Source organism: Marinobacter confluentis, assembly GCF_004785685.1.
Taxonomy (GTDB): Bacteria; Pseudomonadota; Gammaproteobacteria; order Pseudomonadales; family Oleiphilaceae; genus Marinobacter; species Marinobacter confluentis.
Genome location: NZ_SRPF01000001.1, coordinates 885,967 through 906,808, shown reverse-complemented (window position 1 = coordinate 906,808; position 20,842 = coordinate 885,967). Strand labels below are relative to the sequence as shown.

At 56.7% G+C, this 20,842-nt stretch carries 23 protein-coding genes and 2 tRNA genes; 16 read left to right on the top strand and 9 right to left on the bottom strand.

Annotation, left to right across the window (positions count from 1 at the left end):
- Positions 1-3 precede the first annotated feature (3 nt).
- The 4 genes from E5Q11_RS04235 (at position 4) to pgsA (ending at position 3,441) form a co-directional block, all read left to right on the top strand.
- Entirely contained in the window at positions 4-255 is a 252-nt protein-coding gene (locus E5Q11_RS04235) for a YheU family protein (protein WP_135802125.1), read from the top strand.
- A gap of 100 nt (positions 256-355) precedes the next feature.
- A complete protein-coding gene (gene uvrY / locus E5Q11_RS04230; protein WP_135802124.1) occupies positions 356-1,018 on the top strand; it encodes a UvrY/SirA/GacA family response regulator transcription factor in 663 nt (220 codons plus the stop codon).
- Positions 1,002-2,885, top strand: coding sequence for an excinuclease ABC subunit UvrC (uvrC, locus tag E5Q11_RS04225; protein ID WP_135802123.1), 1,884 nt, complete (start codon positions 1,002-1,004; stop codon positions 2,883-2,885). The genes uvrY and uvrC overlap by 17 nt, the downstream gene beginning before the upstream one ends.
- 7 nt (positions 2,886-2,892) lie before the next feature.
- Positions 2,893-3,441 (top strand): CDP-diacylglycerol--glycerol-3-phosphate 3-phosphatidyltransferase, encoded by a 549-nt coding sequence (pgsA, locus tag E5Q11_RS04220; RefSeq protein WP_135802122.1) that lies wholly within the window; start codon positions 2,893-2,895, stop codon positions 3,439-3,441.
- A gap of 15 nt (positions 3,442-3,456) precedes the next feature.
- Here the strand turns inward: pgsA and E5Q11_RS04215 are convergent, their stop codons facing one another.
- The 4 genes from E5Q11_RS04215 to E5Q11_RS04200 are packed head-to-tail and all read right to left on the bottom strand — an operon-like array spanning position 3,457 to position 6,945.
- Positions 3,457-4,086, bottom strand: coding sequence for an ABC-type transport auxiliary lipoprotein family protein (locus tag E5Q11_RS04215; RefSeq protein WP_135802121.1), 630 nt, complete (start codon positions 4,084-4,086; stop codon positions 3,457-3,459).
- Positions 4,083-5,021, bottom strand: coding sequence for an MlaD family protein (locus E5Q11_RS04210; RefSeq protein ID WP_135802120.1), 939 nt, complete (start codon positions 5,019-5,021; stop codon positions 4,083-4,085). Before E5Q11_RS04210 ends, E5Q11_RS04215 begins: the two co-directional genes overlap by 4 nt.
- 2 nt (positions 5,022-5,023) lie before the next feature.
- Positions 5,024-5,827: an ABC transporter ATP-binding protein gene (locus tag E5Q11_RS04205; protein WP_135802119.1), complete on the bottom strand. Its 804-nt coding sequence runs from the start codon at positions 5,825-5,827 to the stop codon at positions 5,024-5,026.
- On the bottom strand, positions 5,821-6,945 hold the full coding sequence (locus E5Q11_RS04200) for an ABC transporter permease (protein WP_135802118.1): 1,125 nt from the start codon (positions 6,943-6,945) through the stop codon (positions 5,821-5,823). The genes E5Q11_RS04205 and E5Q11_RS04200 overlap by 7 nt, the downstream gene beginning before the upstream one ends.
- An 85-nt stretch (positions 6,946-7,030) precedes the next feature.
- Between E5Q11_RS04200 and E5Q11_RS04195 the strand changes: the two genes are divergently transcribed.
- Positions 7,031-7,106 (top strand) — tRNA-Gly (locus E5Q11_RS04195).
- Between the two features lie 75 nt (positions 7,107-7,181).
- A tRNA-Cys gene (locus E5Q11_RS04190) sits at positions 7,182-7,255 on the top strand.
- Between the two features lie 217 nt (positions 7,256-7,472).
- Here the strand turns inward: E5Q11_RS04190 and E5Q11_RS04185 are convergent.
- The 5 genes from E5Q11_RS04185 to E5Q11_RS04165 all read right to left on the bottom strand — a co-directional run bounded on the left by E5Q11_RS04185 (position 7,473) and on the right by E5Q11_RS04165 (position 12,216).
- Positions 7,473-9,242: a putative bifunctional diguanylate cyclase/phosphodiesterase gene (locus tag E5Q11_RS04185; protein ID WP_135802117.1), complete on the bottom strand. Its 1,770-nt coding sequence runs from the start codon at positions 9,240-9,242 to the stop codon at positions 7,473-7,475.
- Between the two features lie 13 nt (positions 9,243-9,255).
- Positions 9,256-9,951, bottom strand: a complete 696-nt coding sequence (locus E5Q11_RS04180; RefSeq protein ID WP_135802116.1) for a recombinase family protein — start codon at positions 9,949-9,951, stop codon at positions 9,256-9,258.
- Positions 9,952-10,080: 129 nt separating this feature from the next.
- A complete protein-coding gene (locus tag E5Q11_RS04175) occupies positions 10,081-10,698 on the bottom strand; it encodes an SCO family protein (RefSeq protein WP_135802115.1) in 618 nt (205 codons plus the stop codon).
- Positions 10,698-11,540 carry a cytochrome c oxidase assembly protein gene (locus E5Q11_RS04170; RefSeq protein WP_135802114.1) on the bottom strand — a complete coding sequence of 281 codons (843 nt, stop codon included), beginning with the start codon at positions 11,538-11,540 and terminating at the stop codon, positions 10,698-10,700. The genes E5Q11_RS04175 and E5Q11_RS04170 overlap by 1 nt, the downstream gene beginning before the upstream one ends.
- A gap of 13 nt (positions 11,541-11,553) precedes the next feature.
- Complete coding sequence (locus E5Q11_RS04165; protein ID WP_135802113.1) at positions 11,554-12,216, bottom strand: type II secretion system protein N; 663 nt, start codon at positions 12,214-12,216, stop codon at positions 11,554-11,556.
- 210 nt (positions 12,217-12,426) lie between these two features.
- Between E5Q11_RS04165 and gspE the strand changes: the two genes are divergently transcribed.
- The 10 genes from gspE (at position 12,427) to E5Q11_RS04115 (ending at position 20,841) form a co-directional block, all read left to right on the top strand.
- Positions 12,427-13,878, top strand: a complete 1,452-nt coding sequence (gene gspE / locus E5Q11_RS04160) for a type II secretion system ATPase GspE (protein WP_404802770.1) — start codon at positions 12,427-12,429, stop codon at positions 13,876-13,878.
- Positions 13,879-13,882: 4 nt separating this feature from the next.
- Positions 13,883-15,094 carry a type II secretion system inner membrane protein GspF gene (gene gspF, locus E5Q11_RS04155; protein ID WP_135802111.1) on the top strand — a complete coding sequence of 404 codons (1,212 nt, stop codon included), beginning with the start codon at positions 13,883-13,885 and terminating at the stop codon, positions 15,092-15,094.
- A gap of 77 nt (positions 15,095-15,171) precedes the next feature.
- The gene (gene gspG / locus E5Q11_RS04150) at positions 15,172-15,609 is read left to right on the top strand and encodes a type II secretion system major pseudopilin GspG (protein ID WP_135802110.1); all 438 of its coding nucleotides are present in this window, start codon (positions 15,172-15,174) and stop codon (positions 15,607-15,609) included.
- A gap of 9 nt (positions 15,610-15,618) precedes the next feature.
- Complete coding sequence (gspH, locus tag E5Q11_RS04145) at positions 15,619-16,167, top strand: type II secretion system minor pseudopilin GspH (protein ID WP_135802431.1); 549 nt, start codon at positions 15,619-15,621, stop codon at positions 16,165-16,167.
- Complete coding sequence (gspI, locus tag E5Q11_RS04140) at positions 16,164-16,538, top strand: type II secretion system minor pseudopilin GspI (protein WP_135802109.1); 375 nt, start codon at positions 16,164-16,166, stop codon at positions 16,536-16,538. Before gspH ends, gspI begins: the two co-directional genes overlap by 4 nt.
- Positions 16,538-17,266, top strand: a complete 729-nt coding sequence (gene gspJ, locus E5Q11_RS04135; RefSeq protein WP_135802108.1) for a type II secretion system minor pseudopilin GspJ — start codon at positions 16,538-16,540, stop codon at positions 17,264-17,266. Before gspI ends, gspJ begins: the two co-directional genes overlap by 1 nt.
- Positions 17,214-18,293: a type II secretion system minor pseudopilin GspK gene (gspK, locus tag E5Q11_RS04130; protein WP_168215606.1), complete on the top strand. Its 1,080-nt coding sequence runs from the start codon at positions 17,214-17,216 to the stop codon at positions 18,291-18,293. Before gspJ ends, gspK begins: the two co-directional genes overlap by 53 nt.
- Positions 18,294-18,314: 21 nt before the next feature.
- On the top strand, positions 18,315-19,619 hold the full coding sequence (gene gspL / locus E5Q11_RS04125; protein ID WP_135802107.1) for a type II secretion system protein GspL: 1,305 nt from the start codon (positions 18,315-18,317) through the stop codon (positions 19,617-19,619).
- Positions 19,620-19,621: 2 nt separating this feature from the next.
- Positions 19,622-20,152: a type II secretion system protein GspM gene (gene gspM / locus E5Q11_RS04120; protein WP_135802106.1), complete on the top strand. Its 531-nt coding sequence runs from the start codon at positions 19,622-19,624 to the stop codon at positions 20,150-20,152.
- 17 nt (positions 20,153-20,169) lie between these two features.
- Positions 20,170-20,841: a GNAT family N-acetyltransferase gene (locus tag E5Q11_RS04115; protein WP_135802105.1), complete on the top strand. Its 672-nt coding sequence runs from the start codon at positions 20,170-20,172 to the stop codon at positions 20,839-20,841.
- Position 20,842 lies beyond the last annotated feature (1 nt).

The following is a 20,842-nucleotide window of genomic DNA, read 5'->3' as shown; positions in this document are numbered from 1 at the left end:
CGGATGACCGACGACACCGGAAAAGAAGGCCAGCCAGACCCGAGACAGGAAAAGTTCCAGGTCGATACGGGCCTGCTGACAGAAGACCAGCTTGATGGCCTGGTGGACGAATACTGTACTCGCTATCACGGGCTGAATGATACAGAGAATCCGATGGCGGAGAAGAACCGGGTGCTGGCTGCCGTTCGCCGGGGAGATCTGGTGGTGTGGTTTGATCCGGCGGAGAATACGGCGGGTCTCAGCCCGCCTGAATAGTGTGTTCTACTGCTTATGTACTCGATATGAAGCTATCGGATACTGTCACTAACCGGTACAATCCGGTTCGTTTTCATATATCCCGCGTGTGAGGTGAAGTTTGATCAGGGTATTGGTTGTAGATGACCATGATTTGGTCCGATCCGGGATCACCCGGATGCTCGCCGACAACCCGGATCTCGAGGTGATTGGTGAGGCGTCTTCCGGCGAAGACGCCATTGATGCCGTTCGCCGGGACCGGCCGGACATCGTGCTGATGGACATCCGGATGCCAGGAATCGGTGGTCTGGAAGCAACCCGTCGTATCCTTCGTATTGATGATTCCATTCGCGTGATCGTGGTGACCGCCTGTGCCGATGACCCGTATCCCACCCGTGTCATGCAGGCCGGTGCTACGGCCTACATCACCAAAGGCGCCGACATCAAGGAAATGGTCCGCGCCATTCGCATGGCCCATTCTGGCCAGCGGTATATTAGCCCGGAAATTGCCCAAAAAATGGCCTTGAAGCAGCTGGGTGGAGACGTTCGGGACGAAGACGGCCAGTTGCAGCTGTTTGATCGCCTGTCCGAGCGCGAAATGCAGATTGCCATGATGGTGGTGGACTGCCAGAAAGTGCAGGACATTTCAGACAAGCTTTGCCTCAGCCCCAAAACCGTGAACAGCTACCGTTACCGAATCTTCGAGAAGCTGGAAATTTCCAGCGATGTGGAATTGGCGCTTATGGCAGTCAGGCTCGGGTTGCTCGATGCCGATCAGGTCTGATGTGGCTCCCGGGCCCGAAGAGGGTAAAGAGGGTGACAGCCATTCGTTTGATGTAAAGCACTTCCTCAAGCGGCTGACCGAAAGGCCAGGCGTCTACCGGATGTATGATGCAGCCGGTGGCATTCTGTATGTGGGTAAGGCCCGCAACCTCAAGAAACGGGTCAGCAGTTATTTCCGCAAGTCCGGCCTGGCGCCAAAAACCGAAGCCCTGGTTTCCCGGATTGAATCGATTGAAGTCACGATTACTGGCAGCGAGACCGAAGCCCTGTTGCTTGAGCAGAATCTGATCAAGTCCCTGCGTCCGCCCTATAATATTCTGCTACGGGACGACAAATCCTACCCTTATATCTACCGCTCTGCCCATGATGACTATCCGTCACTGACGTTTCGCCGTGGCCGGAGCAAAAAAGGCGGCGGCACCTGGTACGGGCCATTTCCAAGCTCTGGCGCGGTCAAGGAAAGTCTTAATATTCTACAAAAGATATTCCGCATAAGATCCTGTAGTGAAAGCTATTTCAGGAACAGAACCCGACCTTGCCTGCAGTATCAGATCAACCGGTGCACTGCGCCCTGTGTGGGGTTAATTTCACCTGAGGATTACCTGGCGGACGTGCGCCGGGCAACCATGTTTCTGGAAGGCAAAAACCCGGCGATTCTCCAGGATCTGTTGAGCGCCATGGAAGAGGCGTCCAAGTCCCTTGAATTCGAAAAAGCCGCTGCCTACCGGGACCAGCTCAATTACCTGCGCCATGTGCAGGAACAACAGAGTGTGGACGGCGAGGGTGGTGATGCGGACGTAGTCGCGATCGCCCAGGATGCTGGGGTCGTCTGCATTGTCGTAATTATTGTACGTGGCGGCCGTGTTCTGGGAACCAAGGACTATTTTCCACGTTACAGCATTGAACAGTCAGAAGGAGAGCTTCTGAGCGCCTTCCTGGGGCAATATTATTTTGGCGGAAGTACCCGTCGTGAAATCCCGCCGGACATCCTGGTGCCAGTGGATGTTGATGGGCAGGAACTGCTTTCCCAGGCCTTATCTGAGACCGCCGGTCGCGACACCAGAATCCGCAGGAATGTCCGCGGCGAACGTCGGCGCTGGGTTGAGCTGGCGATGACCAATGCCCGCCAGACACTGCTGACTCACCTGGCCAGCAAGGAGACTGTGTACCGCCGACTTCTGGCGCTCAAGGACCTGCTGGAGCTCCCGGAAACACCGTCCCGCATGGAATGTTTCGATATCAGCCACAGCCAGGGGGAAAACACGGTCGCATCCTGTGTGGTTTTCGACGAGAATGGGCCACTGAAAAGTGACTACCGCCTGTACAATATAGAGGGTGTGACTGCCGGCGACGACTATGCTGCGATGCAACAGGTGCTGACACGACGTTACAAGCGAATGGTGTCCGGCGAGGGCAAGCGTCCTGACCTGGTATTCATCGATGGTGGCAAGGGCCAGTTGGGCATCGCAAAAGCGGTGTTTGACGAACTGGGGATTTCGGATATTCCGCTGATCGGCGTCGCCAAAGGCGTAACCCGACGTGCTGGCATGGAACAGCTGATTGATGCCATGACCGATGCCGTGTTCCGGGTGCCGGCGGACTCACCGGCGCTGCACCTGATTCAGCACATTCGGGACGAGTCCCATCGGTTCGCGATTACCGGCCACCGGGCACGTCGGGACAAGAAGCGCCGGAGTTCAACTCTGGAAGGTATCGACGGTGTCGGTCCCAAGAGGCGACGAGATCTTATCCGGTACTTTGGCGGTATTCAGGATCTGAAAAAAGCGAGCGTTGAAGAAATGACCAAGGTTCAGGGAATCAGCCGAAACCTGGCAGAAACCATTTACGCAGTGCTGCACGACGAATAGGGAAGTCATGAATCTACCGAATATTCTCACGCTGTCGCGGATTACCATGATCCCGGTGTTCGTCATCATTTTCTATCTGCCGCTGCAGTGGAGCTATTTTGTCAGTGCCGCCATTTTCGCATTAGCCGCCGGCACCGATTGGCTGGACGGCTACCTCGCCCGCCGCCTCGACCAGACCACGCCCTTTGGCGCATTTCTGGACCCGGTGGCCGACAAGCTGATGGTCGCCGTTGCCCTGACCGTTCTGATTGAAGCGCACTCGAGTTTTGTTCTGACCATCCCGGCCACGGTGATCATCGGCCGTGAAATCGTGATATCCGCGTTGCGCGAGTGGATGGCAGAAATCGGCAGCCGCGCCAGTGTGGCGGTGTCCTATATCGGTAAAATCAAGACCACCGCCCAGATGGCGTCGATTACGCTGCTGTTGGCGTTTCCCGTGGGTGAAACCTGGACCTGGCTTGGTCTGGCCCTGCTTTATATCGCCGCTGGCCTGACCCTGTGGTCAATGATTCTGTATCTGAAAGCGGCCTGGCCTGATTTATTTCCCAGGTGCTAGGTGGCCCAGGCGGAGTTATTGATCCGCACCCTTATAAATCTCTTCACTAGTGGAAAGCAGCCAGGAAACCATGTCTTCCGTCAGTGCCTGGCTGGCTTCACCAAACCCGGCAATCACGGATTCAACCGGCTGGTCGTCAATCGCTAGCTCAATCTGGAAGCGCTTCACAGCAAGTACTCGTCGTGACTGGCTCTCAAGCAACTGGGCATCAAGCTGTATTTCCACCATGGCCTGTCCCTGGGGGTAGTGCATCCGGAACCGGCCAAGGTCACTGCTCAGGGTCAGTTGGCTGGAGGCTTCGCTGCTTTCGCTTACCACCGCCTTCAGGCCGCCATTCTGGCGCAGGCCTTCAATCCAGTGGTCGCGGACCATCACCGGTGTGGGGTTGCTCCAGCGCGCCCCAGCGTAGGCCTGAATGATGTGTTCCCGGGGGCTGACCAGTATATAGGTGCCATCGAGCGGGGACTCTGCCTGGGGCGTCAGAACACGAAGAGTGACAGGTACCGCTGGGTTTCTGGATTTAGCTACCTGCGGCGCTGGCAACATGAAGGCGTTTCTTGCCGTTCGTTCAGGCAGCAGGGTACAGCCACTGACCAGAGTGATGAGAAACAGCGCGATGAGCAGGCCCGTTATGGGGTTTTTCATGGATTAAACTCCTGCAGGGGTTCTTTGCCTAGTAAAAGGCCGGCAGGATCCTCTTCCAGTCGGTTAATCAGGCCGTTCAGGTTGGTCAGGGTGGTCCGCATATCCCGAAGCGCCGGCTCGAGTTCACCAACGCCCTGCATACCGCGAGCCAGCGCTTCTTCGTTTCGGGCCAGAAGCTGGTCGATCCGTGCAGTGGATTGTTCCAATGTCTGGGTCGCGCTTGAAGCGGACCCCAGAAACGTCTGCACTTCATTGTCCAGCAGGGATTCAGCCCGGTTTCCTACCCTCTGATAGGTATCCAGAGTGGACCGTGTTTCTATGGTGATTTTCTTCAGACGCTCGAAAACAGCGTTCACTTCCTCGCGCCGCTCCATCAGCCCGGCTGACAGCTCCTGGAGGTTGTTCAGGCTCTGGGTGAGGTTCTGGATATTCTGGTCAGACATCACCCGGTTGGAGTTGGTGAGCAACTGATCCAGTTTTCCAAGCAGGGTTTCGCCAGTCGCGACCAGCGATGTCAGGGTTGAAGGTTCTGCATGAATCAACGGCGGGTTGCTACGTGACCCCTCCAGAATCGGACGGTCCGGGGTGCCGCCCTCAAGCTCGATACTCATGCTGCCGGTGATATTGGTAATGGCAAGCCCAGCCCGGGTATTCTCCCGGATCGGCACGTGGCTGAACACCCGAACCAGGGCGCGTACATTGCGAGGGTCGTCGGGATCAAGCCGGAGCAGCGCAACATCGCCCACCCGAATGCCACTGTATTTCACCGGGCTACCCTCATTGAGGCCACTTACGCCCTGGTCAAAGATGATTTCATACCAGGTATAGTCCCGGTCGTTATCCGAATTATTCAGCCAGAGCGCAAAAAACAGCCCGCTGGCAGCAGCCAGGAGGGTAAACAGGCCGATAAGCACATGATGTGCTCTTGGTTCCATAGTCAGACTTCCTTTTCGCTGTTGGCGGCCGTTCTGGCCTTACGTCCCCGAGGGCCGTGGAAATAGGCCTTGATCCAGTCGTTGTTAACCGCTTCAACCCTGGCCATGGTATCAGTGATCAGCACTTTGCGGTCTGCCAGAACGGCCACCCGGTCACAGGCGGTATAGAGTGTGTCCAGGTCGTGAGTGACCAGAAAGACGGTAAAACCGAGGGCGTTGCGCAGGGTGACGATAAGCTGGTCAAACGCTGCAGCGCCGATTGGGTCCAGTCCTGAGGTGGGCTCGTCGAGAAAAAGGATTTCCGGGTCAAGCACCAGGGCTCGGGCCAATGCTGCCCGCTTTACCATACCGCCCGACAGCATGGCCGGGTATTTGTCGGCAGAATCAGCCGGCAAACCAACCAGCGCAAGCTTGGTCCTTGCCAGATGCTCAGCATCCGAACGGCTGAGCTTGATGTGTTCGATCAACGGCAGGGCGACATTTTCAAGCAGAGTCAGCGAAGTGAACAGGGCGCCGCCCTGAAACAGAACCCCCAGCCGGCGTTCCAGGGCAGAGCGCTGCGAAGGATTCAGGCTTTGCAACTGTTGGCCGAATATCTCAACTGTTCCCTCATTGGGCGTGTGAAGCCCGACCAGAGATCGCAGTAGCACCGATTTGCCGGTGCCGGACCCGCCAACGACACCCAGAATCTCCCGTTGGCGAACCTCAAGGTCAAGATGATCGTGAACCACCTGTTGACCAAACCGGTTGGTCAATCCTTTGACGTTGATCACCGTCGAGGCGATCCCTGCGGGACTGGTCACCATCCCATCTCCATGAAAAAGATTGCTGCAATGGAATCCAGCAGGATTACCATAAAAATGGACTGTACCACGGCAGAGGTTGTGTGCTCACCGACTGACTGGGCACTGCCGCTGGTTTTAAACCCCTCCAGGCAGCCAATGATGGCGATCATGAAGGCAAACACCGGTGCCTTGCTCATGCCCACATAGAAATGAATGACTGGAATCTGCTTTTCCAGAATATGCAGTATCTGTGGAAGGGCGATATCCAGCGCCAGGATGCAGACCAGAGAACCTCCGACAATGCCGCTGACAATGCCGACAAAGGTCAGGATTGGAAGAGACACCATCATTGCCAGAACACGTGGAATGACAAGAAGCTCCATAGGGTTGAGCCCCAGGGTTCTGATGGCATCAATCTCTTCGTTCGCTTTCATCGAGCCAAGCTGGGCGGTAAAGGCGCTGGCAGTGCGCCCGGCAACCAGAATGGCTGCCAGCATCACGCCAAATTCCCGCAGGAACGAGTAGGCGACCAGGTTTACGGTATATATCGTGGCTCCAAAATCTTCCAGGATGGTGGCGCCCAGAAAGGCGACAACAGCGCCCACCAGGAATGAGAGCAGGGCGACGATCGGAAGTGCATTCAGGCCGGTCTGATGCAGATGGGTCACGAACGAGGTAACACGCCAGCGCCTTGGTTGGGCAAGAATGGCCAGGCAGGTCGCAATCAGTTGGCCGGTAAAGCCCGTAAGCAGTTGCATCTGCGCGGCGAATTCGCTGACCCCGTGACCAATCCGGGCAAGCTGCTGGCTTGCGGAAAAAGAGCGACGGGCCGGGACCTGATCAGTCCGGGCAAGAGACTTGATCGTGATGCTGATTAGGCCGCGGCGCTCTTCATTGACCTGCGGGGTCTGCGACAGCAACTGTTCAAGCTGTTCCGTACCGAGTAGTTCTGCCAGCAATGAGGCGCCGGCGGTATCCAGCGCACCGATCTGGTTCAGATCCACCGTGAACGCCAATGAGGAATCTATCGAACCGGCTTTCAGGATTCGACTCCGGAGGTGGGCGTAGTGTCTCAGCGTCCAGTCTCCCTTCAACATCATGCGATCGTTTACTATGTTCAGCTGGCCGGGAGACGACATTCGTTAACACCTGAAGTAAAACAAAATTTTTAAAAAGTGGTTGACGCAATGAAGCGAATCCGTAGAATACGCCCTCGTTGATCAAGCGGGAATAGCTCAGTTGGTAGAGCACAACCTTGCCAAGGTTGGGGTCGCGAGTTCGAATCTCGTTTCCCGCTCCAATCAACGCAGTGAACACAGTCTCTCAATGCCCACCTGAGAGCAAAAAGGTTACGAATCCCCTTCGTACTTTTCCAGGCGCGGTGGCAGAGTGGTCATGCAGCGGACTGCAACTCCGTTAACGCCGGTTCGATTCCGACCCGCGCCTCCAATTTTCCTCTTTTTTTTCAATGTATTGCAATTCCAGCTCGACGTGCCAGAATAATTGCGAAGTTGCAGTTGACACCTCACTAATGTTACTTAATCTTTGGTCTGTCGGCGGTCTACGCCGTTTTCTCCGACCTCACCTGCGGTGGGTTCGAGATGACGGTCCCGGGATCGTACAGAAGCACCGCGACCATCGACGCAAGTTTCGACTTCTTCCCGGTTCAGGACTGAGCCGGGTTGTTTCCAAAATGCCCGGAACCGATGCCCGCCAGCATCTCACTGGCGGGCATCGGCCTGGCATAAAGAAACCCCTGGGCCTTGTCGCACCCTAACTGCCTGACGAGTTTGTCCTGCTCATTGGTTTCCACACCTTCAACGACCACGCCTAGGCCAAGACGGTGACCGACCGTAATAATGGCTTGCATGATGGCCATGTCACTTTCATTTTCCATAGCGTGATGCAGGAAAGTTCGATCTATTTTCAGGCTGCACACCGGCAGTTTCCTTAGATAGACCAGTGATGAATGACCGGTGCCAAAATCATCAATGGAAATGTAAACCCCGGCGTTTTTCAGTTTTTCCAGTTGCTGTATCTGTGCTTCATCGCCGCCAAAGAGCTCGTTCTCTGTCAACTCCAGCCCGAGTTGCGCTGGCAAAAGGCTATAGTCGCCGAGTGTCTGCAGGATGCGGTCAGCCATCTGCGGATCGGCCAATTGCTTGCCGGACAGGTTGATGTCAATGCGGGTGTTTGCCAGTGGCGTGCCCTGCCAGTCCCGGAGCTGTTTACAGGCTGCATCGATGACCCAGTCACCGATTCGGTTGATCAGCCCGGATTTCTCGGCAACTGGAATAAAAACGGCGGGCGGAACCGCGAGTGCGCCGTCTTCAAAACAGCGTAGCAGAGCCTCGCAGGAACTTACGCCGCCGTTTTTCAGGTCAATCTGGGGCTGGAAATGAAGCTTCAGGCCGTTATTATTGATGGCGCGTCGAAGCAGGGCGGTGGTCTCCTGGTAGTGGACCAGGCGGTCGTTAATGTCGGATGTGTAAAAACAGACAGTGTTCTTGCCTTTTTCCTTTGCCTGATACATGGCCGCATCGGCGTTCCCCATCAATTCGGTGACCGTCGCTCCGTCGTTGGGAAACAAGCTGACGCCAAAACTCGCTGATACCTGATAATTGACGCCATCGAGCATAAAGCCCCGGTCCAGCCTGGTGATCAAACGTCGGAGAAGTTCATGAATTCGCTCGGCGGCGGTGACATCAAACAACAGCAGGACAAATTCGTCACCACCAAACCGGCTGAGCAGGTCGTAGCTTCGAATTTCCGCTTTCAGGGCCTCTGCTACGGCTTGAAGCAACTTGTCTCCATAATGATGCCCAAGCGTGTCATTGATCAGTTTGAAGTTATCCAGATCAATAAACACCACTGCCATCTTGCGTTCCGCCCGTTCTGCTTCTGCCAGACGGCTTCCCAACTCGACCTCCATCAGGCGCCGGTTGGGCAACTGGGTCAGGTCATCGAAACTTGCCATGCGGTAGAGTGCTTCCCGCGCCTTTTTCTGTTCCTGCAGGCTGATGTCGATGCAGAACATTTCACAGTCGCCGGTATCCTGTTTGATCATTACGTGGCTTGAAAATACAGGTACCGGATGGCCGTCCCGATGTTTCAGGTCAATTTCCTCAGAGGGGATGCTGACGTTATTTTCCAGCCAGTTCCGGTGAGCGGCTATTACGCTGTCGCGCATGGCGTCGGGAATGATCAGGTCCTCCAGCAGGCGGCCCTCAGCTTCCTCCCGGCTGAAACCGTAGAGCCTTCGGCTGGCTTCGTTCCAGTAAATCACACGTCGGTCCCGGTCGTAGCCCTGAACGGCAACCATCGGCAGGCTCTCAATCAGCTCAAAGAACTTTTGCTCACTTTGCTCGGCGCCAGGGCGCGGATGACCGCTGGCGGACTCTGAAGAGGGTTTTCCGGGGCCCTGATCATCAAGCATCGTCCTTACCTCCTTACCCGCCCGATTTGACGGCCCGGGCAATGGTTGAGCGTGAGGCGCCAGTTTCGGCAGATACTTCTGACCAACTGTAGCCTTTCTCCAGTAAAGCAAGAATCTGGGCATGTTTCCTGCGATTCACCGGGCGACCTTTGTATTTTCCTTTTTCCCGGGCCCGGGCCACGCCCTTGAGATGCGCCTCCCGTCTCTGAGACTGCGCCTGGGGTGGCGCGACCTCCAGCGTATCCAGCAGCATCGCGGTGAGTTGCTCGGCCACGGGTGCCATGGCACTTTCACTGGTCACCATTGCCCAGGACGCTTCCACATCCAGCGCTACAACACGGATTTTTCGCTGCCTGATTTTCTGGCGGAACAGGGACCAGTCCTGTTCCGGTAGTCGCCCAAGGGTCCGGGCGCTCGCTACCAGTAACACATCGTTGGGACGGGCCTGTCCAAGCAGTCTGAAAAGCGCTTCTCTGGGTTGGTATTGGTTCTGGTCAACTTCTGCACGTGCCTGGGCTTCAGTCGCAATGGCCAGGCCTTTATCTTTGAGCAATCGGAACAAGTTGGTTCTGGACGCAGGCGCTTCCCGGTCGTTGTAGTACGTATTGATTCTATGACCTTTTCGCCGGGCAAAGGTTTCGAAGCCGGCTTTCAGGTCGGAAAGGTCTTTACTGGATGCAGCGGCGTCCAGGTAGGCGTGAATCAGCAATCGGAATGCCTCAGTTTCATATGAATGGTTTCATATTAGCTGAGGCGACAGGTTATTCAAGCGACATGTGTATTTCCAGGGGGTCAAAGACTGGTTCGTTTTAGCTGGTTTCAGAATGATCTTTAGGTGCTAGGCGCCTTCGTTGGCGAGTGCTGTCAGGTCCGCTATCAGTGCGTCCATGCTCTGCTCGGGACGAACCAGCAGACGGGCTTTGCCGTTGCGGTCAAACACATAGACCGCTCCGCTATGCGAAACCGCATAGTTGCCTTTGTCATCGGGCTCTTCATAGCCAAAGGTTGTGCGGTAGCGCTTGCTGAGTTCCCTCAGATTTTCTTCTTCTCCGGTCAGGCCAATGATGCCATCACTAAAAAAGTCGACGTAGCTCTTTATGCGTTCTGGGGTGTCACGATTGGGATCAACGCTCACAAAGATGATCTGCATATCTTCCTGGGCGTCCTCTGGTAGTTTTTGGACGGCCTGGGCAAGCTTCTGCAGGGTGGTAGGACAGATATCCGGGCAGGAAGTGAAACCGAAAAACATCAGTCGTATATTCCCGGCACTGTCTTCGGCGGTGACCATGTCGCCGGATGTGTCGGTCAACTGATAGGCCAGTTCCGGCATCAGTCCACTGATATCTTTGGCATTCCAGTTTTCCTGATCGCTGGAGCAGCCACTCAGCGAGAGCAGTGCCGCGAGAGAAGCCGCCAAGACCAGAAAGCGTACGGTAATGTGTTTTGCGCTGAACATTATTGGGTGGCCTCTTTCGCCGCTTTGTTGGAAACGTTGCTGGTGGTGTCGTCCCGCATGGCCCGTCTGAGAATGATCAGAATACCCAGAATGCTCATCATCGCAGGCGGAATCCAGGTCAGCAGGCCACCCAGTAACTGGTCTGTTTCAGGGGGCATGGGCCAGGCGCGACCACAGACTTCATAGACGTCATAAACCATCCCCCGTGCAAACACGATATAGGCGCCCAGGACCATCTGGGGAATCGCCACCACCGCCAGGCACAGCATGCGTTTGCCGTAGCCCAGCGCATTGGTTGTGGCCGGTGACCTCGGATCAAATATCAGCCACCAGAAAAGCAGCCCGTCGATCAGCATGCTCCAGTTCATGACCCAGTAAAGGTCGCGGCTGAGCATGGCGTCGAAATGTATGGGGGGCCACAGCCAGAGATAGATCAGCCCAAAAAACAGAAGCGAGGCAAGCACCGGATGTTGCAGACAGCGATACACCCAGCCAACCGGCGCCAGGAATGGTAAGGCAGATTTCGGAATCTGCCGGTAAAGGTACTGCATCACCGGCAGGGGGTTGGAAAGCGCAATCAGGATCGGGCCCAGGTGGTGCAGAATCAGGTGCTGGCCACGGTGAACGAAGAACATGTATTGAGAGTAATAGTCGAACAGCGTCTGCATTACCCCATAGCAGAGCAGTACCCCCAGGGTAAAAGTAAAGATGCGGCCGGCACCTGGGCGATCACTGTTAGGCATGCTGAAAAGGCCATAACTGTATAGGCCCAGAACAGTAATATAGGTCAGGATCGTCAGTGGGGAGAAATCATAGGGAAGCAGATATTCTGCGGCCGACATCTGGGTTGCCTTTTCAGTTATTATTTCTGAGCCGGTTTCGAAGCTGTTCCAGCCGTTGCCGGATCTCCTCGCGCCGGCTGTCGCTGCTGCGGTTTACCTCTGGCCCTGGAAAGCTGGCCGACCGGGCCTGTTGCTCAGCATAATCGGGTTGTGAACCGTTATCATCACTTGAATCATTCGCTGCAAATGCAAATCCGGATCGGTCTTCATCCTCGGGAAAATACAGGCTTTCCAGGACGCCGGCACGCTCAATAATAATGCGGTCTGGCCTCACGGCCCTGAGAATCGCATCGCCGGACAGTTCGTCACCTACGATGTAGGCTTCGGTCTGACTTTTGCTGTCTTCCACCAGAGCGCTGCCCGGGAAGTCTCCGGAGGCAGACATCACGCCTCTGAGCACCAGCCTGAGGTTGGTTTCAGGCAGGTTTTCCATGTCTTCCTCGGGTGCAGCCTGGGGCTGGTCGGCGTCGCCAAACATGGCCAGAGTTTCCAGTGAGATATCCGGTTCCTGTTGCTGAGGCTGCTGATCCGCCGTGACGGCGGCTTTGGAATCGATCCCTGAGGCCGATGTTTCATGCTGCCAGAAGCCATAGGCCTGCCACGCCGTGGCGGATACCATGCCCAGAGCCGCGACCAGGGACAGAATTAGGGGTAATCTGGGGCTCATGGAAAGCATCGTGAGTCCTGAGAGTGCGGTGGCGTACGTAAAAAGCCCACAGGTTATCAGACTGTAAGGTTTAAATGGCAGTATAGTGTACCGGGTTATTCAGCGGTTTCTATTCCTGTGATAGCCTTCAGAATTAATTGAATAACAAGGATTCCGGCGATTGTGGATACCGACACCGAAGTACAACCGCAGGACGCGCCCGTTGGCCGTCTTCCGTTTATGTTTGCCAAACGCAATGGTGTCATTCTAACCCGGGACGACGACGGCGAGCCCATCATTCTTGTTAAGCCGGGGGCAGGGCATTCGGCTCTGGCTGAGGCCAATCGCATGAGTGGCGGCCATGCGCGCTTCGCAACCATCGACCCGGGTCAGTTTGATGCAGCCCTGAACGCCGCCTATCAGAACGATTCCGCCGAAGCCATGCAGATGGTCGAAGGTATCGGCGACGACATGGATCTGGCCTCTCTCGCAGATTCAGTCCCCGAAACCGAAGACCTTCTGGAGCAGGAAGACGATGCTCCCATTATTCGCCTTATTAACGCCATTCTGACCGAAGCGGTAAAAACCGGCGCTTCAGACGTTCACATTGAAACCTACGAGACCCGCCTGGTGGTTCGCTTCCGGGTAGATGGGGTTTTGCGGGAAGTGGTTCAGCCCAAAAGGGCGCTGGCGCCTTTGCTGGTTTCGCGGATCAAGGTCATGGCGAAACTGGATATTGCCGAGAAGCGGGTGCCCCAGGACGGCCGTATCGCCTTGCGAGTCGGTGGCCGGGAAATCGACCTGCGGGTATCCACCATGCCTTCGTCCAGCGGCGAACGGGTAGTTCTGCGGCTGCTGGATAAACAGGCGGGAGCCATCCGGCTCGAGTCCCTGGGGATGGCGCCGGGTGACCTGAAAGTTCTGCGCCGTCTTATCCAGCGGCCCTACGGCATTCTGTTGGTGACCGGCCCGACCGGCTCGGGTAAATCGACATCGCTGTATGCGGCGCTCCAGGAAATCAATGATCGCAGCCGCAACATCCTGACCGTGGAAGACCCCATTGAGTACAACCTGCCCGGCATCGGCCAGACCCAGGTCAACACCAAGGTGGATATGACCTTTGCCCGGGGCCTGAGGGCGATTCTGCGTCAGGACCCGGACGTGGTCATGATCGGTGAAATCCGGGACATAGAAACCGCTGAAATTGCTGTGCAGGCAAGCCTGACCGGCCACCTGGTTTTTTCAACCCTGCACACCAACACGGCCGTGGGCGCGATCACCCGTCTGATGGATATGGGAATTGAGCCGTTTCTGATCTCATCGAGCCTGGTCGGGCTAGTGGCCCAGCGGCTGGTGCGGGTGCTGTGTCAGGAATGCCGTGAGCCTTACACCCCGAGTGAAGAGCATTGCGAGTTTATCCAGAAAGATCCCGTCGACCCACCAACCCTGTATCGCGCCAAGGGCTGCGAGGCCTGTAACCAGCTGGGTTACAAGGGGCGTATTGGCATTTACGAGGTGGTTGAAGTCAACGAGGAAATCAGTGCGCTAATTCACAAGCGCGCCGGCGAGCTGGACCTGGAACACGAGGCCAGGCGCCACGGCCCCAGCATTCACGCAGACGGTGTGAACAAGATTATTCAAGGGTTAACGACGGTTGAAGAAGTACTCCGCGTAACCCACCGGAGCCGATAACCTCATGCCCGCATTTGAATACAAGGCGCTTGATAGCCGAGGCAAGCAGAAAAAGGGTGTGATGGAGGCAGACGCGCCGCGAGCAGTCAGGCAACTGCTGCGAGAGCGGGGCATGACACCCCTGGAAGTCGAGCACGCCACGGAAAAACAGAAGCAGGGTAGTGCCCTGGTCAGCCGGGGTGGAATCAGCGTTCCCGATCTTGCGCTTATTACCCGACAGCTCGCGACCCTGATCCAGTCTGGCATTCCCATCGAGCAGGCGCTGTCGGCCACCTCACGCCAGTCAGACAAGCCCCGTATCCGCAGCATGCTGATCGCCATCCGGGCCAAGGTCATGGAAGGCTACAGTCTTGCTGACAGCTTGGGCGAATTCCCCCGGGCATTTCCAAGGCTTTATCGCTCAACGGTGGCAGCAGGAGAGCACGCCGGGCATCTGGATCTGGTGTTGAACCGGTTGGCCGATTACACCCAGACACGGCAGGAGTCCCGCCAGAAGATCCAGTTGGCCGCCATCTACCCTATCATCCTGAGCGTGGTCGCAATCGGCATCGTGATCTTCCTGCTCACCTATGTGGTGCCGGACATCATTGAAGTTTTTGTAAACCAGGGCCAGGATCTTCCGGCGCTTACCAACGCGCTTCTTTCGGTATCCGGGTTTATCGTGGACTACGGGCTTTATGTGGTGGTACTGCTGACTGCGGGCATAATCGGGTTCCGGCTGGCTCTGAAAAGGCCCGCTTTCAGGTTACGTTTCCATCAGAGCCTGCTGAACGTCCCTTTGTTTGCCAACATGATCAGGGGCGTCAGTACCGCGCAATACGCCAGCACATTGAGTATTCTGACGACCAGCGGCGTCCCTCTGGTCGATGCCATGAGAATCGCCGGCGAGGTGCTGGCCAATGACCACCTGCGGCTGGTGCTCAAGGACGCCGCCCGAAAAGTCAGTGAGGGTGGTTCGCTGCATCGGGCGCTGGATCAGACCGGCTACTTTCCACCCATGATGCTGCACATGATTGCCAGCGGCGAGGCCAGTGGCGAACTTGACAGCATGCTGGAAAGAACCGCCAGCATGCAGGAAAAAGACCTGCAGGCGAAAATTGCCACCATGGTCGGCCTGTTCGAGCCGCTGATGCTTCTTTTCATGGGCGCCGTGGTGTTGATCATCGTACTAGGTATCATGTTGCCCATACTGAACATGAGTAACCTGATCGCCTGACTGTCACGGCGGGGGGGCGACCCGAATTCTTCAAGCGTTTCGTAAGAAAGGAACAGTAACCAATGAAAGGCGGATTCATGAAAAAGAACCCATCTCAGCGCGGTTTCACCCTGATCGAAATCATGGTTGTGCTGGTTATCCTCGGCCTGCTGATTGCCATCGTGGCACCCAACATTATTGGCCGCGGAGACGAGGCCCGGGTAACGGCGGCTGAGGCACAGATGCGCAGCATTTCCAATGCCCTTGACCTCTATCGCCTGGATAACAGCCATTATCCGTCCACCCAGCAGGGACTGGAGGCACTGGTGTCCAAGCCCAGCGGTAGCCCGGAGCCCAGAAACTGGAACCCTGACGGCTACATGAAATCGGTACCGGCGGACCCCTGGGGTTCTGACTACCAATATGTCAGCCCGGGCACTGAAGGCCCCTATGACCTTTACTCCTTCGGATCCGATGGCCAGGAAGGCGGCGACGGTGATGCCGCCGATATCAGCGTCTGGCAGGTGCGTGATTAAGTGATTCTGATGTCGCGCCAGCGGGTCTCCGGTTTTACTCTGATCGAAATCCTGGTGGTGTTGGTTGTGGTGGGTATGCTGGTGGCACTGGCGACATTCACCATGGGCGGCAATTCGGTGCGGCGGGATCTGGATAACGAAGTCGAGAAAATGTTTCTGCTGATGCAGACAGTGTCTGAACAGGCCGTGCTGAACAACACCGAGTTCGGCCTGATCGTCGAGGAAGACCAATACCGGTTCCTGGCCTTTGATCAGCGGGCGGGCACTTGGAAGCCATCGGCTGAAAGGCTCTACCGCAGTCGGGAAATCCCGGAATGGATGCTCGTCACCGAGTATATCGAGAACGATGCCCCCCGGCTGGCCAGTGGCGATGACGAAGACACGCCCCGGCCGGATGTGGTGCTTTTTTCAAGCGGCGAAACCACTCCATTCGAACTGGAATTTACCATCTCCCGTGATGGTCTGGCCGCCGAGGACTACGTTCACAGCGTTTTCTCGGATGGTGTCTCGCCCATTGAGTGGCAGCATCCTGGCGACCCCGAGGTGGAAGCAGAGTGAGACGGTTCGGAGGCTTTACGCTGATCGAGGTACTGGTCGCGTTGCTGGTGTTCAGCATCATTGCGACGGTCGCCGCCCAGATGAGCAGCCAGTACATCAGCACCTATGAGCGGGTTCGTGATAAAACCCTGGCCGGCTGGGTCGCGGATAACCGGATCAACGAACTGCGTTTGGGCGAACAACTGCCACCGGTTGCGGTCAACAGTGAAGATCTGGACTTTGGCCCGTTTCGCTGGCGCGTGGAAACCCGCGTCATCAATAGCCAGGACCCTTCGATACGCCGCGTTGAAGTATCAGTGAGTAAATACCGCGGAGATGGCTCCGAGCCAGCCCAGCTGCATTCACTGGCTGCGTTCATAGGGGCAGACTGATGCGCGTGGCAAGGGGTTTTACGTTGCTGGAAGTGCTCATTGCCATCGGCATTACGGCCGTCATAGGCCTGGGTGTCTGGCAGGTGCTGTCGGGTATTGTCCAGTCCCGTGACAGGGTGGACGAACTGGCGGTCCAGTTTGAGGCGATTCAGCGAACCATGCTGTTTCTGGAGCGCGACATTACCCAGGTGGTCAATCGGCCCGCCCGTGATATTTATGGGGATTATGACCTGGCGATCACCAGCCGGGAGAACGATTTTGCACTCTTGCTGACGAGACAGGGCTGGCGCAACCCCCTGGGTATCCGCCGCAGTAGTCTACAGCGGGTTGGCTGGGAGTATACCGGAGATGCTGTCCGCCGACGCTACTGGGTTTCAGTGGATCAGGGCCAGGAAGATGAAAGCCGTGAAGTGTTGATGCTGGAAGACGTGACGGATTTTCGTGTCCGCTTTCTGGATGAGCAGCGCAACTGGCGCGACGACTGGCCCGATGATGAAAGCATGGCAAATCAGACCCAGGGCGCCATCCCATCAGTAGCCTTGCCGCTGGGGCTTGAAGTGGTGATCGAACACGAGCGGTTCGGTACACTGACCCGCACCTTCCCACTGCCCCGGTTTGATATTGAAGCCGCCCAGAGCCAGATCAATGCCAGTTCGGTCGCTGCGGAAAGCGAGAATGAACCCCAGGAAGACGCCGAGCCAGAACCGGCCGGAGGGCAGGGTGGCTGACCGCACGGAATCTCTTGCAATTCGCAAACGCGAGTCCGGTGTCGCACTGCTGATGGTGCTGCTGGCTATGGCCCTGGTGACACTTGTGGCTGCGGGCATGGCACCAAAACAGGAGTTACGGATTTTCAGCGCGGGTCATTATCTGGCCCAGCAGCAGGGGTACAGTATTGCCCTGGGTGCCGAGGCGTTTGCAAAACGCATTCTTGTCCGTGATTTCGAAGAGGACAAAGAAAACGGCGCATTGGTAGATAGCCTGGATGAAATTTGGGCGTCAAACTCGGCCATTCTGCCGGTAGAGAGCGCAGACGGCGGCGAAGCCCGTGTTATCGCGGTGGCCGAAGTCCAGATTGATGGCCTGGGTGGGCGCATAAACCTGAATGACCTGGTTCGGGGCGGTGAAGCGGTGGATCCGATAACCCGGGAGCGCGTGACGGCACTGCTGGAAGTTTTGCAGATTACCAGCTTCCGGGTTGACGCACTGATAGACTGGATAGATTCAAACGATCAGACTGTCAGCGCCTACGGCGCGGAAGACGGCCAGTATCTGGTGGCGGAGCCTCCCTATCGCGCGGCCAACCAGCTGTTCACCAGTGTTTCCGAACTCAGACTGATCGAGGGTATGACTGAAGAAGCCTATCGCGCTCTGTTGCCCCACCTTACGACCTTGCCGGTCTCCGGTGCGGGTATTAATGTGAATACCGCAACAGCAGAAGTGATTGCGTCATTGCATAATGAATTGACGGTGGAGCAGGGCGCCGCCGTTATCGCAAAACGTTCGGAAGAGCCGTTTGAAACGGTTCAGGAGTTTTTGCAGCTCCCCGAATTTGCAGGTCTGGGTCTGAAGCCATCCGGGTTGCGGGTGAATACCCAGTTTTTTGAGGTTGTCTCAAGAATTACCTACGATAACCGGGTTGCGAACCTGATCAGCACGGTCTATCGAAATCCGGAAGGTGAGATCCAGACGGTCCACCGGGATACCGGTCAGAAGAACAGAATAACCAAGGAACCGGTCAGCGTTCCGGAATAGCATCAAGGACACAGTTTCAGTATGTCATACCGCCTTTATGTCAGGCCGACACCGCCCTTTGCCGCCGGGGAATCAGAGTCTGCAGCCCAGCTGTTCAGTTGGGCGCTGCTCGATGCCAGCGGTGATATTCAGGCCCATGGCGGCGCAGACACCCGGGAAACCGTGGAACACACTCTGGCCCAGAATGACCTTGAAGGCGTTCGCCTGGTCGGCCTGATTCCCGGCGAGGATGCGCTTTTCTGCGTTGCGGACATTCCCGCCAGACAAAGCCGCTTTATTCAGCAGGCGTTGCCGTTTGCGGTCGAAGAACAGATTGCCCAGGACATTGAATCCGTGCACCTAGCGATTGGCGCCCATTCAGACCGTGGTTATCGGGTTGCTGCCATTGATCACCGGCAGATGGCGCACTGGGTTGAACTGTTCAGCGACTGGGAACATGCCCGGCTGGAGGCCATCTACCCGGACGCCTCCCTGCTGCCGGTCACCGAGGGGGGCTGGTCTATCTGTCTCGACGGCGAGACGGTCATGCTGGCCAGTGAACAGGGCGAATGGCTGTCTGTTCAGTCTCGTAACCTCGCCATGTTCGGGCAGACCCTTGCGGTCCCGCCTTCTGAGGAAGTGGTGGCCGAGGTTGCCGTTACCCTGTTCGGAACAGAAGCGGAATTCGAGCATTTACAGTCTGATATATCGGCGCTGAAAGACTCGTCGCGCCTGGCGGTGAAGCAGCAGGCCCTGGAACTGCTTCCGCTCGAGCTACTGGCCCATGCCCACCACCACCATCTGTGCCAGCCAATCAACCTGTGTCAGGGTCAGTACGCGATCAGGAATGAAAAGTCAGGCCTGTTCGGTGCCTGGAAGCCGCTGGTGGCCGTTGCCAGTGTATGGTTTGTGGTTCAGGTGGCGGTAGAGATCGGTTTTGGGGTTTACCATAATCAACAGGCAGAGCAGGTACAGGCGCAGGCCATGCAAATCTATCGCAGCGCCTTTCCCAATGACACCCGCACCACAGCTGGCAACGTTCGTCGGGTCGTTCAGGGCCAGCTTAACCAGCTCCAGGCCGGCGGAACAGACGCCGGATTTATTACCCTGATGAAGTACACCGGCAGCGAATACACCAAGCTGTCGGGTGCGGATTCGATCGTATTCAACTCGATCAATTACAGCCAGAACCGGGGGGAGCTTGTGGTCGATGTACGTGCAGACAGCTACGGCAAGCTCAGCGCCCTGCGGAACGGGCTCTCCAGTCAAGGGCTGGAGGCGCAGATCGGTTCTGTGGTTAACGAATCGGACGGCGCTCGCGGCCGGCTGACGGTATCAGGAGGATAAGGATGATCAGCCGTCTGAGAGAGCACCCCATGATTGGCAAGTTGACCGCTCAATACGATCAGCTGCCACGCCGCGACCAGCAGGCGTTGATGGTTCTGTTCATCGCCGTATTTCTGGGCATTCTCTATTTCGCGATATGGCGGCCCGCGGTCACATTCCACGACAACGCTGTCAGCAGCCGCGAAAACGCCGAAGAACTGATGGCCTGGCTGGAAGCGAACCGGGCGTCGCTGCAGCGGCTGGCCGGTGGTGCAGGCAGTCAGGCATCGACTAATGTTGACAGGCCGGTAGACGGTCGGGCGCTGATGGCACTGGTTACCCGGTCAGCCGGTGAGTCGGGGCTGGCATTGCAGCGTTTTGAGCCCAGTGGCGATGACGCGATCCGGGTCTGGCTTGACAAGGTCCCTTTCGGCCAGGTTGCAGGCTGGCTGGAGACCCTGAACGTCAACAACGGCGTTGAAATTGAACAGGCTTCCATGGATCGGCAGAATGAGCCCGGTCTGGTGTCTGTCCGATTAACACTGACGATTTGAAAAGGACGGCCAGACACATGAATGCGGTCACCGAAACCCGGCGGGAATCAGCGGAACCAACCATCGTTCGGCTGGATGTTAGCGCCCGCAATGAAGCAATTTCCATCCTGGTACACGCCTATCGTGACGAACCAACCTTCCGGTACCTCTTTAACCACCGCAAGCCTGGCTATCAACAACGGGTCAGGGCGACCGTCCGCGAACTGATTGACCTTTACTTTGAGCTGAATCAGGAAGCCATCGGCATCCTGGTTAACGACACACTGGTGGCGGTCGCGTTTATTGGCGAGCCTGAGCTTCGGCTTAATCTGGGCGACCAGATAAGCTGGCGCATCCGGATGATATTGACCGCAGGTTTCGCCAGCACCCGTCGTTATATTGATTACCATGAGCGGATCAAGGCATTGCTGCCCCAGCCACAGGCCCATCAACTGCCGCTGATGGGGGTCAATCCGGCCTATCAGAACAAAGGCTACGGCCGTCAGCTACTCAAGACCGTGGAGGCATTGTGTGCTGAAAACCCCAGAGGTAGCGGGCTGGTTCTGGATACGGGCAGCAGCCAGTATCTCCCGTTTTATGAATCTGAAGGGTTCCGCAGCATCGGCACCGTTCGCCTGGGGGATTTTGAAGACCATATTCTGTTCCGCGAAGTGCGATCAACCGAAGCTGCCGCACCGCAGCAATCATAGG

What these genes read in the sequence shown, in the direction of transcription:
- gspJ (WP_135802108.1), top strand. Translation starts at nt 16,538, where the DNA reads ATGCGCGTGGCAAGGGGTTTTACGTTGCTGGAAGTGCTCATTGCCATC.
- gspM (WP_135802106.1), top strand. Translation starts at nt 19,622, where the DNA reads ATGATCAGCCGTCTGAGAGAGCACCCCATGATTGGCAAGTTGACCGCT.
- gspF (WP_135802111.1), top strand. Translation starts at nt 13,883, where the DNA reads ATGCCCGCATTTGAATACAAGGCGCTTGATAGCCGAGGCAAGCAGAAA.
- gspG (WP_135802110.1), top strand. Translation starts at nt 15,172, where the DNA reads ATGAAAAAGAACCCATCTCAGCGCGGTTTCACCCTGATCGAAATCATG.
- E5Q11_RS04215 (WP_135802121.1), bottom strand. Translation starts at nt 4,086, where the DNA reads ATGAAAAACCCCATAACGGGCCTGCTCATCGCGCTGTTTCTCATCACT.
- E5Q11_RS04165 (WP_135802113.1), bottom strand. Translation starts at nt 12,216, where the DNA reads ATGCTTTCCATGAGCCCCAGATTACCCCTAATTCTGTCCCTGGTCGCG.
- uvrC (WP_135802123.1), top strand. Translation starts at nt 1,002, where the DNA reads ATGCCGATCAGGTCTGATGTGGCTCCCGGGCCCGAAGAGGGTAAAGAG.
- gspK (WP_168215606.1), top strand. Translation starts at nt 17,214, where the DNA reads ATGAACCCCAGGAAGACGCCGAGCCAGAACCGGCCGGAGGGCAGGGTG.
- E5Q11_RS04185 (WP_135802117.1), bottom strand. Translation starts at nt 9,242, where the DNA reads ATGCTTGATGATCAGGGCCCCGGAAAACCCTCTTCAGAGTCCGCCAGC.
- gspH (WP_135802431.1), top strand. Translation starts at nt 15,619, where the DNA reads ATGTCGCGCCAGCGGGTCTCCGGTTTTACTCTGATCGAAATCCTGGTG.
- E5Q11_RS04170 (WP_135802114.1), bottom strand. Translation starts at nt 11,540, where the DNA reads ATGTCGGCCGCAGAATATCTGCTTCCCTATGATTTCTCCCCACTGACG.
- pgsA (WP_135802122.1), top strand. Translation starts at nt 2,893, where the DNA reads ATGAATCTACCGAATATTCTCACGCTGTCGCGGATTACCATGATCCCG.
- E5Q11_RS04200 (WP_135802118.1), bottom strand. Translation starts at nt 6,945, where the DNA reads ATGTCGTCTCCCGGCCAGCTGAACATAGTAAACGATCGCATGATGTTG.
- E5Q11_RS04115 (WP_135802105.1), top strand. Translation starts at nt 20,170, where the DNA reads ATGAATGCGGTCACCGAAACCCGGCGGGAATCAGCGGAACCAACCATC.
- E5Q11_RS04210 (WP_135802120.1), bottom strand. Translation starts at nt 5,021, where the DNA reads ATGGAACCAAGAGCACATCATGTGCTTATCGGCCTGTTTACCCTCCTG.
- E5Q11_RS04205 (WP_135802119.1), bottom strand. Translation starts at nt 5,827, where the DNA reads ATGGTGACCAGTCCCGCAGGGATCGCCTCGACGGTGATCAACGTCAAA.
- gspE (WP_404802770.1), top strand. Translation starts at nt 12,427, where the DNA reads ATGTTTGCCAAACGCAATGGTGTCATTCTAACCCGGGACGACGACGGC.
- E5Q11_RS04235 (WP_135802125.1), top strand. Translation starts at nt 4, where the DNA reads ATGACCGACGACACCGGAAAAGAAGGCCAGCCAGACCCGAGACAGGAA.
- gspL (WP_135802107.1), top strand. Translation starts at nt 18,315, where the DNA reads ATGTCATACCGCCTTTATGTCAGGCCGACACCGCCCTTTGCCGCCGGG.
- E5Q11_RS04175 (WP_135802115.1), bottom strand. Translation starts at nt 10,698, where the DNA reads ATGTTCAGCGCAAAACACATTACCGTACGCTTTCTGGTCTTGGCGGCT.